This window comes from Brevundimonas sp. 01N35 (assembly GCF_056399785.1).
The window spans coordinates 1-14,956 of record NZ_JBFTRZ010000011.1; the positions used below are offsets into that span (position 1 = coordinate 1).

At 68.2% G+C, this 14,956-nt stretch carries 11 protein-coding genes, 1 tRNA gene and 1 pseudogene; 5 read left to right on the forward strand and 8 right to left on the reverse strand.

All coding sequences use genetic code 11. The features are described 5' to 3' along the window. Positions 1 to 142: pseudogene (locus AC1DJ5_RS11805) on the forward strand (IS30 family transposase); the annotation flags it as partial. A gap of 179 nt (positions 143 to 321) precedes the next feature. Here AC1DJ5_RS11805 and AC1DJ5_RS11810 read toward each other — a convergent pair. Continuing rightward, a tRNA-Met gene (locus AC1DJ5_RS11810) sits at positions 322 to 398 on the reverse strand. Positions 399 to 593: 195 nt separating this feature from the next. On the opposite strand from AC1DJ5_RS11810, the gene AC1DJ5_RS11815 reads away from it, so the two are divergent. Next, the gene (locus tag AC1DJ5_RS11815) at positions 594 to 1,811 is read left to right on the forward strand and encodes a PQQ-dependent sugar dehydrogenase (RefSeq protein ID WP_477020719.1); all 1,218 of its coding nucleotides are present in this window, start codon (positions 594 to 596) and stop codon (positions 1,809 to 1,811) included. A 21-nt stretch (positions 1,812 to 1,832) separates the two neighbouring features. Here the strand turns inward: AC1DJ5_RS11815 and AC1DJ5_RS11820 are convergent, their stop codons facing one another. Then, positions 1,833 to 2,420, reverse strand: a complete 588-nt coding sequence (locus AC1DJ5_RS11820; protein WP_477020720.1) for a hemerythrin domain-containing protein — start codon at positions 2,418 to 2,420, stop codon at positions 1,833 to 1,835. 294 nt (positions 2,421 to 2,714) lie between these two features. Between AC1DJ5_RS11820 and AC1DJ5_RS11825 the strand changes: the two genes are divergently transcribed. After that, entirely contained in the window at positions 2,715 to 3,920 is a 1,206-nt protein-coding gene (locus tag AC1DJ5_RS11825; RefSeq protein WP_477020721.1) for an acetyl-CoA C-acetyltransferase, read from the forward strand. 16 nt (positions 3,921 to 3,936) lie between these two features. Further along, on the forward strand, positions 3,937 to 6,108 hold the full coding sequence (locus AC1DJ5_RS11830) for a 3-hydroxyacyl-CoA dehydrogenase NAD-binding domain-containing protein (RefSeq protein ID WP_477020722.1): 2,172 nt from the start codon (positions 3,937 to 3,939) through the stop codon (positions 6,106 to 6,108). 219 nt (positions 6,109 to 6,327) lie between these two features. On the opposite strand, the gene AC1DJ5_RS11835 is transcribed toward AC1DJ5_RS11830, so the two are convergent. The 3 genes from AC1DJ5_RS11835 to AC1DJ5_RS11845 form a co-directional block, all read right to left on the reverse strand. Beyond that, positions 6,328 to 7,149 carry a TIGR02186 family protein gene (locus AC1DJ5_RS11835; protein WP_477020723.1) on the reverse strand — a complete coding sequence of 274 codons (822 nt, stop codon included), beginning with the start codon at positions 7,147 to 7,149 and terminating at the stop codon, positions 6,328 to 6,330. Continuing rightward, the gene (locus tag AC1DJ5_RS11840; RefSeq protein WP_477020724.1) at positions 7,149 to 8,072 is read right to left on the reverse strand and encodes a sulfite exporter TauE/SafE family protein; all 924 of its coding nucleotides are present in this window, start codon (positions 8,070 to 8,072) and stop codon (positions 7,149 to 7,151) included. Before AC1DJ5_RS11840 ends, AC1DJ5_RS11835 begins: the two co-directional genes overlap by 1 nt. A 131-nt stretch (positions 8,073 to 8,203) precedes the next feature. Beyond that, positions 8,204 to 10,978: an SEL1-like repeat protein gene (locus AC1DJ5_RS11845; protein ID WP_477020725.1), complete on the reverse strand. Its 2,775-nt coding sequence runs from the start codon at positions 10,976 to 10,978 to the stop codon at positions 8,204 to 8,206. A gap of 220 nt (positions 10,979 to 11,198) precedes the next feature. Between AC1DJ5_RS11845 and AC1DJ5_RS11850 the strand changes: the two genes are divergently transcribed. Next, positions 11,199 to 11,411: a hypothetical protein gene (locus AC1DJ5_RS11850; protein WP_441454654.1), complete on the forward strand. Its 213-nt coding sequence runs from the start codon at positions 11,199 to 11,201 to the stop codon at positions 11,409 to 11,411. A gap of 170 nt (positions 11,412 to 11,581) precedes the next feature. Here AC1DJ5_RS11850 and argF read toward each other — a convergent pair whose 3' ends face one another. From argF to AC1DJ5_RS11865, 3 genes are all read right to left on the reverse strand, one after another. Continuing rightward, positions 11,582 to 12,499, reverse strand: a complete 918-nt coding sequence (gene argF / locus AC1DJ5_RS11855) for an ornithine carbamoyltransferase (protein ID WP_477020726.1) — start codon at positions 12,497 to 12,499, stop codon at positions 11,582 to 11,584. 168 nt (positions 12,500 to 12,667) lie between these two features. After that, the gene (locus AC1DJ5_RS11860; RefSeq protein WP_477020787.1) at positions 12,668 to 13,843 is read right to left on the reverse strand and encodes an acetylornithine transaminase; all 1,176 of its coding nucleotides are present in this window, start codon (positions 13,841 to 13,843) and stop codon (positions 12,668 to 12,670) included. Positions 13,844 to 13,990: 147 nt separating this feature from the next. Then, on the reverse strand, positions 13,991 to 14,914 hold the full coding sequence (locus AC1DJ5_RS11865; RefSeq protein ID WP_477020727.1) for a M28 family metallopeptidase: 924 nt from the start codon (positions 14,912 to 14,914) through the stop codon (positions 13,991 to 13,993). Positions 14,915 to 14,956: the final 42 nt, after the last annotated feature.

Consider the following 14,956-nt stretch of genomic DNA (forward strand, 5'->3'; position numbering starts at 1 on the left):
GCCCCACGGAACCGACCTGTCCCTCCACAGCCAGGCCCAGCTCAGCGCCATCGCCCGACAGCTCAACGAACGGCCAAGAAAGACCTTGCTCTATCGGACGCCAGCGGAGACCTTCGCTGCGTGTGTTGCAGCGATCAGTTGAGCCCACCACCCATTGCCGATATTCAGCGCGCCCGCTTTCGGCACCGGGCATTGATGAAATCAATGCATATGGCCGTTGCCATCGCAAATAATACCGATCGAAACGCTCGGCCTGTGTGGGTGTAAAGCTGCAGTTCGCCCGAAAAGCTGCACTTCACTGATTTCATTAAAGAAAACCAGTGGTGGTTGGAGGCGGGATCGAACCGCCGACCTGTGGGTTATGAATCCACCGCTCTAACCATCTGAGCTACCCAACCCCTTACGGGACCCCGCGCAAGTCGTTGACGACCGGAGCGCGCGAGAGGCGTGCGTATATCGCCGCCTTCCGTCGGGTTCAAGCCGCTTAAGCGCGGAAATCACGCCGGAGGAACTGTCGCGGGCGGATTCAGCTCGCACGCGGAACCGTGAGGCTTCATTCTGGCGGCGACACATCTGCCGTTCAGGAGAGCCCCATGCGTCCGACCTTCCTCGCCGCTTCCGCCTCGCTCCTCGTTCTCGCCGCCGCCTGCGGGGCCAATGGCCAGGATCGGCCCGGCGCGCCCGTCGAGACCCGTCCCGCCAACAATCCGGAGCAGAAGCCCGCCTTCGAAGGCCAGACCCGGGCGCCGGGCGTGCGCACCGAAGCCGCCTTGACGCACAGGGTGGTGGCGTCCGGCCTCGTCCATCCGTGGGGCCTGGCCGTGCTGCCGGACGGCCAGTGGCTGGTGACCGAACGGCCCGGCCGCCTGCGCGTGGTCAGCAAAGAGGGTCAGATCGGCGAACCGATCACCGGTCTGCCCGCCGTCGATGCGCGCGGCCAGGGCGGTCTGCTGGACGTCATCCTGGGCCCGAGCTTCGGCCAGGACCGGATGATCTACTGGAGCTACGCCGAGCCTCGGGAAGGCGGCAACGGCACCGCCGTGGCGCGCGGCCGCCTGTCCGAGGACCTGAGCCGGATCGAAAACGTGCAGGTCATCTTCCGCGCCCAGCCGACCTACGACGGGGACAAGCATTTCGGTTCGTCGCTGGCGTTTGCGCCGGACGGCAAGCTGTTCATCACCCTGGGCGAACGCTCCGACAAGCCGATGCGGCCCCAGGCCCAGGACCTGGGCTCGCACATGGGCAAGACCATCCGCATCAACGCTGACGGCAGCGTCCCATCCGACAATCCTTTCGTCGGGCAGACGGGCGCGCGGCCGGAAATCTGGTCGCTGGGCCACCGCAACATGCAGGGCATCGCCGTCCAGCCGGGGACGGGCGCCATCTGGACCGTCGAGCACGGCACGCGCGGCGGCGACGAGATCAATCTGGATCGGGCCGGCAAGAACTACGGCTGGCCCGGCGTCGCCTACGGCATCGAATACAATGGCCAGCCCATCCCGGCCGTCACGGCCAAGGAAGGCACGGAACAGCCGGTCTATTACTGGGACCCGGTGATCGCGCCGGGCGGCATGACCTTTTACAGCGGCGCCATGTTCCCCGGTTGGCAGGGCAACCTGCTGGTCACCGGCCTGGGCGGCAAGCAGTTGGCGAGACTGGTGATCCAGAATGACCGCGTCGTCGGCGAGGAGCGGCTGCTGACCGACCTGAACGCCCGCATCCGCGACGTGGCCGTGGCCGCCGACGGCGCTGTCTGGGTCATCACCGACGAGGACGACGGCAAGCTGGTCCGGCTCGCCGTCGCCCGGTAGGTCCGCAACGGTTGCGGGCGGTCAGCGCGCCTCCCGCATCTCCATCCCCGGTCGGCCGCCGGCGCGCATCATCGGCGCCTTGGCCATGGCGAAGGCGTTGTCCTCGCCATGGAAGACATGGGTCTCGGCCGGGATTTCGGGATGCCCCTTAAGCTGAGCCATCGCGCTTTTCTTGCGCGCGCGCATCCGCTCAGCCAGATCGTCCATGTCCAGGCCCGCGGCGCGGGCCTGGGCGAACATGCCGTCCGAGCGCGTCTCCTCTTCCTTGACGTGGTGCTTGATCATCTCGAACAGCACCTTGACCTTGGCGTCGTAGAAGGCCTCGTCCGGGCCGCCCGCCTCGATGTCGTTGATCAGCCTCTTGGCCGAGTCGTGCTCGACATAGGCCTCGTTCATCAGATCCTCTTCGATCCGGCTGCGACAGGCGGGATAGAAGATTTCCTCCTCGATGATGGTGTGGACCTTCAGTTCCAGGCAGACCTGCTCGGCCAATGCCTGCTTGCGGTCCTTGCCCCGCGCCTTCTCGAAACTGGCGAAGATCTCCTCCACCTTGCGGTGGTCGGCCTTCAGCATGGCGACGGCGTCCATCTCTTCATAGGTCTGGGTCACGGCGGTCCTCCTGGGGGTGATTGCCACCTGAGGGAAGGCAACCCGCGCCAGGTCGTTCCTAACGCCCAGCTAGATGCGAGACATTCGCGACAAAGCCTCACGCCGGTTGTTACTTGACGTTGACGTAAACGTAGGGTTTCTGAGCCCCAAGTTTCAATTCCAGACCCGTCCCTCAAGCCGCAAGCCGCCGCCCGGCGAGCGATAGGGACCCTAGAAAGTCCGACCTGTCCCTCATGCAGCGAGCCGCCGTGCGGCAAGCGGTAGGGACCCTAGAAACAAAGAGAGACGCACCTCATGGCCGACGCCTATATCTACGACGCGGTGCGCACCCCGCGCGGCAAGGGCAAGAAGGACGGCTCTCTGCACGAGATCACCGCCCTGTCGCTGGCCAGCCAGGTGCTGCAGGCGCTGCGCGACCGCAACGGCCTGGACACCTCGAAAGTCGACGACGTCATCCTCGGCTGCGTCTCGCCGGTGGGCGAGCAGGGCGCCGACATCGCCCGCACCGCCGTGCTGAACGCCGGCTGGGCCCAGACCACGGCCGGCGTCCAGGTCAACCGCTTCTGCGCCTCGGGCCTGGAAGCCGTGAACATGGCGGCCGCCAAGGTGAAGTCCGGCGAGGCCGACTTCGCCGTCGGCGGCGGCGTCGAGGCCATGAGCCGCGTGCCGATGGGCTCGGACGGCGGGGCCTGGCCGGTCGATCCGTCCAGCGCCTTTGCGACCTATTTCGTGCCGCAGGGCGTCTCGGCCGACATGATCGCCACCAAGTGGGGCTTCAGCCGCGCCGACGTGGACGCCTATTCGGTCGAAAGCCACAAGCGCGCCGCCCAGTCCTGGGCCGAGGGCCGCTTCAAGAAGTCGGTCATCCCCGTGCTGGACCAGCTGGGTCTGGTGCGCCTGGACCATGACGAGACCATTCGTCCGAACACGGACATGCAGACGCTCGGCGCGCTGAACGCCTCCTTCGCCATGATGGGCGAGATGGCCTTCGACGCCGTGATCAACCAACGCTACCCCGAGGTCGAGCGCGTCAACCACGTCCACACCCCCGGCAACTCCTCGGGCATCGTCGACGGTTCGGCCGGCGTCCTGATCGGTTCGCTGGAAGCTGGCAAGGCCCTGGGCCTGAAGCCGCGCGCCAAGATCCGCGGCGCCGCCTCGATCGGCTCGGAGCCGTCGATCATGCTTACCGGCCCGGAGTTCGTGACTCACAAGCTGCTGGGTCGCCTGGGCATGAAGTCGACCGACATCGACCTCTATGAACTGAACGAAGCCTTCGCCGCCGTCGTCCTGCGCTACATGCAGGCGCTCGACATCCCGCACGACAAGATCAACGTCTGCGGCGGCGCCATCGCCATGGGCCACCCGCTCGGCGCCACCGGCGCCATGATCACCGGCGTGGTGCTGGACGAGCTGGAACGCTCGGACAAGGAGACCGCCCTCATCACCCTGTGCATCGGCGGCGGCATGGGCACCGCCACCGTCATCGAACGCGTCTGATCGGGAGCGACTGACCATGGAAAACTTCAAGATCGACGTGGACGCCGACGGCGTCGCCCTGATCACCTTCGACGTCCCGGGACGCTCGATGAACACCCTGACCTCGTCCGTCATGGCCGAGATTCCGCAGCTGGTGGAGCGCATCAAGACCGACGACGCCATCAAGGGCGCGGTCCTCACCTCGGGCAAGACGTCGGGCTTCTGCGCCGGCGCCGACCTGGGCGACATCGCCGGCGGCATGATCGGCGGCGCCAATCTGCAGGACGCCTATGACGCGGGCTGGAAGATGAACGGCGCCCTGCGCGCGCTGGAAACCTGCGGCAAGCCGGTGGCCGCGGCCATCAACGGCCTGGCGCTGGGCGGCGGTCTGGAACTGACGCTGGCCTGCCACTATCGCGTGGTCGAGAACGACAACAAGATCCAGCTGGGCCTGCCCGAGATCAAGGTCGGCCTCTTCCCCGGCGGCGGCGGCACCCAGCGCCTGACGCGCCTGATCGGCGTGCAGGCGGCCATGATGGCCATGACCGAGGGCAAGTCCTTCCGTCCCAACGACGCCAAGGGCGCCGGCATCGTCCACGAGATCGTTGAAAAGGGTCAGTCGGTCGCGGCCGCCAAGGCCTGGATCAAGGCTGGCGGCAAGGCCGTGCAGCCGTGGGACGACAAGGGCTTCAAGCTGCCCGGCGGCGGCCCCTACCACCCGGCCGGCATCCAGAACTTCCTGGTCGGCAATGCGATGATCCGCAAGCAGACCTACGGCAACTATCCCGCCGCGACCAACCTGATGAAGGCCGTTTACGAAGGCGTTCAGGTGCCGATGGATGCGGCTCTGCGCATCGAGACCCGCTACTTCATCAAGACCCTGATGACGCCGCAGGCCCAGGCCATGATCCGCAGCCTCTTCCTGTCCAAGCAGGAACTGGACAAGGGCGCGGTGCGCCCGGCGGGCGTGCCCAAGTCCGATCCCCGCAAGGTTTCCGTTCTTGGCGCCGGCATGATGGGCGCGGGCGTGGCCTATGTTCAGGTCATGGCCGGCATCGAGACCGTCCTGATCGACCAGACCCAGGAAGCCGCCGACAAGGGCAAGGCCCACGTCGCCGAGCTGCTGCAGAAGCGCCTGTCGCGCGGCCAGATGACCCAGGAGAAGTTCGACGCTGCCCTGGCTCTGGTCACCGCCACCACCGACTACGACCACATCAAGGGATCGGACCTGGTCATCGAGGCCGTGTTCGAAAACCGCGAGATCAAGGCCGACGTGACCAAGCGCGCCGAGGCGCAACTGGCTGAAGGCGCCGTCTTCGGCTCCAACACCTCGACCCTGCCGATCACCGGCCTGGCCGAGGCCTCGGTCCGTCCCGAGGACTTCATCGGCATCCACTTCTTCTCGCCCGTCGACAAGATGATGCTGGTCGAGATCATCCTCGGCGAGAAGACCGGCCCGGCCGCCATCGCCAAGGCCATCGACTATGTCCTGAAGATCAAGAAGACGCCGATCGTCGTCAACGACAGCCGCGGCTTCTACACCTCGCGCTGCTTCTCCACCTTCCTGATGGAAGGCATGGCCATGCTCGAGGAAGGCTATGCCCCGGCCCTGATCGACAACGTCGGCCGCATGACCGGCATGCCGCGCGGCCCGCTGGAGATGCACGACGACGTCGCGCTCGACCTGTCCTACAAGATCGCCAAGCAGACCGCGATCGACCTGGGCGACGCCTATGTCCCGGCCGAGGGCGCCGACATCGTCGCCAAGATGGTCGAGGGCGGTCGCTATGGCCGCAAGAACGGCAAGGGCTTCTACGACTATGACAGCAAGCCCAAGACCCTGTGGGCGGGCCTGTCGGAACTGGCCCCGGTCAAGATCGACGACTCCACGCCGGAGATGGTCGAGGAGTTGAAGACGCGCCTGCTCTATCGTCAGGCCGTCGAAGTCGCCCGCTGCTGGGCCGAGGGCGTCATCGACGACCCCCGTGAAGCCGACCTGGGCGCCATCCTGGGCTGGGGCTTCGCGCCCTGGTCGGGCGGCCCGATCACCCTGATCGACCAGACCGGACTCAAGACCTTCGTCGAGACCGCCGACCGTCTGGCCGCTGCGTACGGCGACCGCTTCAAGGTCCCCGAACTGCTGCGCGCAATGGCCGCCAAGGGCGAGACCTTCTACGGCCGCTTCGCGCCGGAGAAGAAGGCGGCCTGATCTTCACATCAGGCTGAAAATGGAAAGGGCGGCTCGCAGGAGCCGCCCTTTCTTCTTTGAGGCGCCCCCTTCCCCTCCCGCTCATCCCGGCGGACGCCGGGATCCAGTCCTTTGGACGACGGGCCTGTGCGGTCGAAGGAGCGAGAAGCTCCACTGCGCGGGCTCGGCTCTTACTGGATCCCGGCGTCCGCCGGGATGAGCGGAGGTTGAGGGTCAGCCCTACCTGCTTCTGAACACCCGCGACGCCGCATAACCCGTCAGCGCGGCCAGGATCACGCACAGCACGCCGTAGGACCACGGCCGCGCGTGGGCGAACTCATAGATGTCGCGCTCCAGACCGACCTTCGCGACCGTCAGGGTCAGGTTGGACACCGACACCGGCGCCCCGTCCTGAAACAGCCAGACCTCGGCGTAGTATGTGCCGGTCGGCGCTACGGTCGGCAGTTTCACCTCGGCGCGGAACAGGCCCCTGTCGACGAACTGGACCCCGTTCGGATCCGTGTCGTAGAGGGCCGCCGCCTCCTTCAGCCGGATCACGGCGCGGCGCCAGTCGAGGTAGTTTTCGCCCAGACGGCTGACCACCACGTCGCGCACGCCGTAGCGGGTGACGGTGCGGCTTTCCTGCGGCGCATCGATGCGCAGGTGGTCGACGCCGACGCCAAGACGGCGCAGTTGGCCGAAGTCCGCCACGTCCGACAGGGGCCGGGTCGAGGCTGTCATGTAGAAGCCGGGCGCGCCCTCGAACAGGACCGGCCGGCTGTTCAGCCAGACGCCCATGTTGCGGGTCTTCTTGACCAGACGCACCGGAGCGTCCGGCCCGCGCACCACCACCACCACGTCGGCGGGGACGTCAGTCGGATTGAACACCGCGCCGTAGAGGACGATAGAGGCGCCGCGGAAGCTGGAATCGACCTGGACCTGGGCGTCGGTCAGGGCGGCGGCGACGCGCACCTCGCCCTCGGTGGCGACCGAACGCTCGACCGTACCGACTTCGGCGGGAACGACGACGGGCGCGGGCGCGGGCGGCAGGGCCTGGAACATCAATCCCCCACCCCCGGCGCCAGGAGGAAGAGATCGGTCGGCCGCACGAACAGCTCCAGCCCCATCTGGATGCCGACCAGCAGGACGATCAGCCCCAGGGCCGCGCGCATTTCCTCGGCGCGGAACCGGCCCGACAGCTTGGCGCCGAACTGGGCGCCGACCACGCCGCCCAGCAGCAGGATGGTCGACAGGACGATGTCCACCGTCTGGTTGCGCCCGGCCTGCAGGACGGTGGTGATGGCGGTCGTGATGATGATCTGGAACAGGCTGGTGCCGACCACGACGCTGGCTCGCATCCGCAGCACATAGAGCATGGCCGGGACCAGGATGAAGCCGCCGCCCACCCCCATGATGGCCGACAGGATGCCGGCGAAGACGCCCAGGCCGAAGGGCGGAATGGCGCTGATGTAGAGACCCGAGCGGGGGAAGCGCATGCGGAACGGCAGACCGTACAGCCACATGGGGCGACGGCGTTCCTTGCGCGGCGGGGTCTCGCCCCGCACCCGATGTAAGATCTGCGTCAGGCTTTCGTACAGCATCATGCCGCCGATGGAGCCGAGGAAGATCAGATAGGACAGGGCCACGACCAGGTCGGCCTGGCCCAGCAGGCGCAGGTAGCGGAACAGTTCAACCCCGGCCAAGGCGCCCAGGGCGCCGCCGCCGGCCATGATGCCGCCGATGCGATAGTCGACCGCCTTCATCCCCGAGTAGCGGATGACGCCGGATGTGGAGGAGGCGACGACGTGGCTGGCCTGGCTGGCGACCGCCACGGTCGGGGGGATGCCCATGAAGACGAGGACGGGCGCCATCAGGAAGCCGCCGCCGATGCCGAACAGACCCGAGACAAAGCCGACCAGCGCGCCCAGCAGAACCAGGAACGGCCAGTTCACCGAAACCTCGGCGATCGGCAGGTAAATATCCACGGCACGCGCCTTCGGCTGGAAGGGAACGCAGAACAGCGCCGGCAAGGCGACTAGGCTCCGGTCTTAGCGGCGGCGGCCGCGAACCGCCACCCCCGCCCTGCCTTTCACCTCGGCCCGTTACGCCAAGGCTGTCAGGCGACCGGCTCGACGGTGAAGGCGTCGGCGGCTTCGCGCGCGACGCGGCGCGTCTCGGCCGAGGTCGCGGGCGTCAGCCGCTGCACCGCCGCCAGCGCCTGCTGGTCGCCGCGCCGGGCCGCGATCATGTACCACTTGAAGGCTTCGGTCGCGTTCGCGGCCACGCCTTCGTCGCCCTTTTCGTAGAGACGGGCGACGTTGTACTGGCTGTCGACGCGACCAGCCTCGGCGGCCTTCTTGAGCCAGGTCAGGGCCTCGACGCGGTTCCGCGCGCCGCCCTCGCCGTCGTACAACTGCATGGCGTAATAGTGCATGGCCCGGGCCTCGCCGCCCTCGGCCGCGCGCCGCGCCCAGGTCCGCGCCTCGGCCGGATCGGGCGCAAGGCCCGCGCCGCCTTCCTGATAGAGGCCGGCCAGACGCAGCTGCGCCCCCGCATGACCCAGGTCGGCCGCGCGCTTCAGCGTCTCCAGCCCGCTGTCGTCGCCGTTGTCGAGCAGTTGCACCGCCCGGGCGAACAGGGCCGCGCCCTCGGTCGCGGCCAGGTCGGGCGACGGCACGGCGTCGGTCGGCGCGGCGTCCAAGGCCACGGCCACGGCCGCCAGAGGCGCCGCGCTCGGCGTCGCGTCGATGGGCGTCCGGCCCGTCCCGGGCAGGGTCAAGGCCAGACCATTGTCCTCGGCCACCTGAACGAAGGCGTAGCCGCCGCCGACCAGCATCACCGCCACGGCGGAGGCGCCCAGCGCCTTGCGGATGGTCGAGCCTTCGCGCGACGCCTGCTTGTCCAGACGCTCCTGCAGCTTGGACTTTCCGCCCCGCTTCAGCTTCAGGCCGAACGCCTGGCGCGGCTCGTCGGCGGCCGGCGCCAGGGCGGCGCGGGCGGCGTCCAGCGTGTCGCGGGTCGAGACCGCGCGCCCCGCCGCGGCCCCGGCCTGCAAGGCGGCGGGGTCGATGAAGTCGTTTTCGGCGGAGAAGCCGTCGTCGGCGGCCGGCCCGTCGACCAGCGGCGGCAAGCCGCCGACCGGCGTCTCGTCCAGAACGTCGCTGACGTCGGCGCCGCCGAAATCGTCGAAGCCCGCTTCAAGCATGAGATCGGTCGAGATCGAGCCGAAGCGCGCCCGTTCCGGGGCGGAGCCGAACGGCGCGGGCGCGACGGGCTCCACCTCGAGGGGGTCGATGAAGGCCGGCTCCGGGTCGGGGATCGCCGGCGCGGGGAAGGGCGCGGCGTCCAGCGCGCCGCCCAGAGCATCATCGGACCAGTCGTCTACCGGATCGGCGAAGGCGGCGGCGCGCCAGTCGCCGCTCGGGCTTTCGGCCGGGCTCCACGGCGTCGGCTCGGGACTTTCCAGCGGGGTCTCGCGCCGGACGGCGCGCGTCCCGCGCTGCTCCATGCTGTCGCGGGCCTCGGCCAGAAGGCGGGCGGTGCGCTCCTCGCTCTGACGCATCCGTTCGGCCAGATCGCCCGAAACGCGGTCGTAGCGCTGCTCGATCTTGTCGGTGTTCTCGGCCAGGCGACGACCGATATCGTCGAGCGCCTGAGCCGACCGACGTTCGGACTGGGCGATGCGTTCGCTGAGGCGGTCCGAAATGCGGGTGATCTCGCCGCCCAGCCGCTCCAGCGCCAGGGCGTGCTGGTCGTCGGACCGGGTGATGCGCTGGTCCATCGCCTGGACGTAGCGGCCCATGTCACGGTCCAGCTTTTCGTTCAGGGCCTTGCCGAGAGCGTCGACCTGTTCGGCGGCGGGACCGCCGGCCTCGACCTTTTCGACCCGGGCGTTCAGGTTTTGGGCGATGCGCAGCACCTCGCGGCCCATGGCCTCGACCGCGTCGGCCGAGCGCTGCTCGGCGGCGCGGGTCTGGTCGCCGACCGCGGCCAGGGCGCGCTCGATGCGCTCCACCCGCCCCTCGGTCTCGGCCACGTCGAGGCGGCGCATCATCTCGCTGCGGCTGCCCTCGACCTGACGGGTCAGGGTCTCGGCCAGCTTCTCGAAGCGGGCGGCCTCGCGGGCGTGCTCGGGCTCGACCCGGCTCTCGGCGTCGCGCAGACGCAGGTCCAGCGCGGCGAAGGACCGCTCCAGCCCCTTCAGGGCCTCGGAGGTGCGGACCTGGGCCTCGTCCAGACGCGCGCCGACCTGGGCCAGGACGTCGCTGCCGACGCCGGGGCCGGCGGCCTTCTCGACCGCCTCCATGCGTTCGCGCAGGTCGCCGATCGTGGTGCGCTGGCGCTCGTCCAGATCGAACAGGCGGCTAGAGACGGCGCCGAGCGCGGCGTCCAGCTTGGCGAAGCCTCCCTCGGTCTTAGGGCCGGTTTCCTGCTCGAAGCGGCGCAGGCGCTTATGGCCCTCGCGCAGTTCCTCGGCGATGTCGTCGATGCGGCGGGCGTAGCTCGCGCCGACGTCGTCCTGTCCGTCCAGACGGCGGACCAGACCGGCCACGGCCTGATCAATGCCCTGGATGGCGACGGTCGAGCGGCGCTCGGCGGCTTCCAGCCTACCGGCGATGACTTCGATGGAGGCCCCGACCCGGCTCGGCCCCTCGTCCTCGAGGCCATAGACGTCGTCGAGGCGCCGCGAGCGGCTGCGGCGGTCATAGGGATCGGGAATGGGCGTGCGGCGCGGCAGGGGCGTGACGCTCTCGTCCTCGTCCGGCTCGTCCATGATCATGGAGTTCAGCCATTCGCCCAGGGTCATGCCCGAACGGCGCGCGAGGTCCTTGGCGATCTCGCGAGCCTTGGGGTCGATCCCCTTCACGCTCCACGGCGCTGCTGCGCTCACTGATTCGCCTCCCGACCCATAGGGTGACGCTACCGCTCCAGATCAAGCGTGTAAACGTGTCGTTAACCGCTACATCTGGCGCCCGGCGACGGAACCGCCCGTGACGCTTGCTCGCGGTCCGCCGCTTTTCACGCCGACATGGTTAACGTCGCGTTTAGATTCATCTTCTCGCAAGAATTCGGCTTGCGAAGCGGCGCCTTAGACGCCACCTGCCCTCGCCATGAGCCCTTCGCTGACCCTCATCCTGCTGGCCGCCTCAAGCGCCGTCGCCGTCTTTTCCGGCTGGCGCGGCGCCCGGCCGCCGGACCTGGCGAAGGGGCCGCGCATGGCGCCGTGGCGCTTCATCATGCTGGCTGCGGCCGCGCTGGCGGTGCTGCTGCTGATCCACCTGGCCTCGGTGCTGGGGGGTCGGACCTTCCCCACCGCCTACTGACGCACAGCTAACGGCGGCGACGCCGCTCCACCGCTGCGCGGTCCCTCCTCCCCACAAAGCGGGGAGGAAAGGCGACGGCCCTCAAGCAGCGCGAAGCGCGTTAGGGCCCAAAGGGGCGACGGCCCTCAAGCAGCGCGAAGCGTTAGGGCCGAAAGAATGAGCAGGCGCCGTCAGGCGCCTGCGAAACACCAGGCCAGGACCGCTTTCTGGGCGTGGATGCGGTTCTCGGCCTCGTCCCAGATCAGCGATTTCGGCCCGTCGATGACGGCGTCCGTCACCTCTTCGCCGCGGTGCGCCGGCAGGCAGTGGAGGAAGACGGCGTCGGACGCGGCCAACTCCATCAGGGCCTCATCGACCGTATAGGGCTCGAAGGCCGCCAGACGCGCCTCGTAGTCCTGATCCCCCATCGACACCCAGGTGTCGGTGACGACCACGTCGGCGCCGGCCACCGCCTCGCGCGGGTCGCTGGTCAGGAAGACGTGGTCGCCGCCTTTCTCCAGATCGCGCAGATCGGGGTGATATTCCGCCGGGCAGGCGACGTTGAGCTGGAAGCCGAACTTGGGCGCCGCGTGCATGAAGCTGTGGCAGACGTTGTTGCCGTCGCCGACCCAGGCGATGGTCTTGCCCGCGACCGGCCCCATATGCTCCTCGATCGTCAGCAGGTCGGCCAGGATCTGGCACGGGTGGCTGCGGTCGGTCAGGCCGTTGACCACCGGAACCGTCGAGACACGGGCGAAGCGTTCGACATCCTCATGATCGTTGGCGCGGATCATCACGGCGTCGACCATGCGCGACAGGACCTTGGCCGTATCCTCGACCGGCTCGCCGCGCCCCAGTTGCATGTCGGACGCCGTGGCGATGATGGCCGAGCCGCCCAGCTGACGAATGGCCGCGTCGAAGCTGAAACGGGTGCGCGTCGAGTTCTTCTCGAAGATCATGGCCAGGACGCGGTCCTTGCCCGGCGCATCGGCGTCGGGACGCCCCTGGGGCCAGCCCTTGCGCGCCTGTTTGCGGGCATGGGCGTCGTCCAGAATGGCGCGCAGATCAGCGGCTTCAAGCCGGTGAATATCGAGGAAGTGACGGACCATGGCGAAACCTCTCCCTCCCCGTCCTGGGGAGGGTGGTCCCGCAGGGACCGGGTGGGGACGGCCTCTGGAAACCTGAAAATGAAGGGACGTCGTCCCCACCCGCCTCGCCCCCAACTCAAGTGGATGGGGGCTCGGCCACCCTCCCCATGAAGGGGAGGGAGAAAGCACTTACGCCGTCAGCTGGGCGCGAGCGAACTCGCAGGCCGTTTCGAACTTCTCGACAGCCTCGCGGGCCTCTTCGAGGGTGATGTTCAACGGCGGCAGGATGCGGACCAGGTTGTCGCCGCCGCCGGCGACCAGCAACTTTGCCTCGTCGCGGGCCCAGCCCATGAAGTCGCGGTTGTTGGGGACCAGCTTGACGCCCAGCAGCAGACCCTTGCCGCGCACCTCGACGATCACGTCGGGGAAGCGTTCCTTGAGGCCGTGAAGCTGCTGCTTCAGATAGCCGGCGACCTCGTTGACGTTGGCGATGACGGCGTCCGACGACACCTCGGCGAAGGCGGCCTGACCGACTGCCATGGCCAGGGGGTTGCCGCCGAAGGTCGAGCCGTGCGCGCCGACCGTCATCCCCTTGGCCGCTTCGGCCGTGGCCAGGCAGGCGCCGATGGGGAAGCCGCCGCCGAGCGCCTTGGCGATGGCCATGATGTCGGGCGTCATGCCGGCCCATTCGTGGGCCCACAGCTTGCCGGTCCGGCTCATGCCGCACTGGACCTCGTCGAAGATGATCAGCACGCCGTACTGGTCGGCCATGTCGCGCATCCAGCGCAATTCTTCTTCCGGCGTGGCGCGGCAACCGCCCTCGCCTTGCACCGGCTCCAGGATGATGGCCGCCGTGGTCGGGTTCTCGAAGGCGGCGGTCAGGGCTTCCTTGTCGCCCCAGGTCAGCTGGTAGAAGCCTTCCATCTTGGGCCCGAAGCCCTCGGTGTAGCTGGGGTTGGCGGCGGCGTTGATCGCGCCATAGGTGCGGCCGTGGAACGAGCCGTCAAAGCCGTAGATGTCGATCCGTTCCGGCTGGCCGTTGGCCGAGTGGAATTTACGCGCCGTCTTCAGCGCGCATTCGACCGCCTCGGTGCCCGAGTTGGTGAAGAAGACCACGTCGGCGAAGGACTTCTGGCACAGGGCGTCGGCCAGGGCGTCCTGGCCCGGAATTTTGAAGATGTTGGAGACATGCCACAGCTTCTCGGCCTGGTCCTTGACCGCCTGAACCAGCTTGGGGTTGGCGTGGCCCAGGGCGTTGGTCGAGATGCCCGAGACGCAGTCCAGATACTCGGTTCCGTCGGTCGCCCACAGTCGGACGCCCAGGCCGCGCTCCACTTCCAGCGGCGCGCGATTGTAGACACCCATCAGATGACCGGACACTGGGCAGACTCCATAAAGCGAGACGGCCCCGACGCCCAAATCTGGAGAGACAAGGGCGACGGGACCGCTTCAAAAAGGGTGATCGACTTGTCGGGCGCTATTCCCGCTTAGTCAACACCGCGCCGACCGCCGTCAGCGCAGTTGCGCGTCCAGCTTCAGGATCAGGGCGGCGTAGGTGGCGCCGGCCGTGGCGATGGTCGCGCCCTCGACAGCCTCGACGGCGTCGTCCTTGGAGTGGATCAGGCGGAAGACCTGGGGCGTGAAGCCCTCGGCCAGGCCGTTCGTCTTGCCGCCGTTGAAGGCCAGCCACATCTGGTGGGCGCCGACCTGATCCTGGAAGCCCAGCGACACCACCGGCGCGCCCGCCGCCGAGAAGGCGCGGTCATCGGACGGCGGATACTCGGGGAAGCCGACGCACTGCAGGGCGCGTTCGGCGCACAGTTCCTGCACCGCGCGGGTGACGAAGGCCGACTGCGCCCCATTGTTCTGGCCGTACATCATGGTGTCGCCATAGGCGGCGACGTCGGAGTTCACCACGGCCGCCACGTTGGCGATGCCGTGCGCCTCGATCCATTTGCGCGCCCCGATCAGGCCCAGTTCTTCCTGATCGAAGAAGATGACGCGGACGCGGTGGGTCAGCGGCCCATCTGCCTGAATTTTGTTCTTGAGGATCCTGGCTGCCTCGATCACGGAGACCACGGACCCGGCGTTGTCGATCACGCCCTGCGACATGGTCCCGTCGCGCAGCTTCACCGCGTCATAGTGGGCGGTCAGCAGGATTTCCTTCGGGCCATCCCCGAGGGTGACGACGACGTTGGAGCCCTGCATCGGAGCGCCGCGACCGCCGCCCGCGAAGGTCTCGACGGTCGGGCTGAACCCGGCGGCGCGCAGCTGGCCCAGCAGGACATTCATCCGCTCGGCGTTGGACGGCTGGACGTAGGCGGCGACCTGCGCCTTCAGCGCCCCGGCGTCGCGCGCCCCATCTTGCGCAAAGGCGGGCGTGGACAGAAGCGCGGAGACCGCGACGGCGGACGCGAAAACGGATCGAAACAGCATGAAAGACCTCCCATCCCCCTCCCCAGGGGGCGTTTGGTCCTG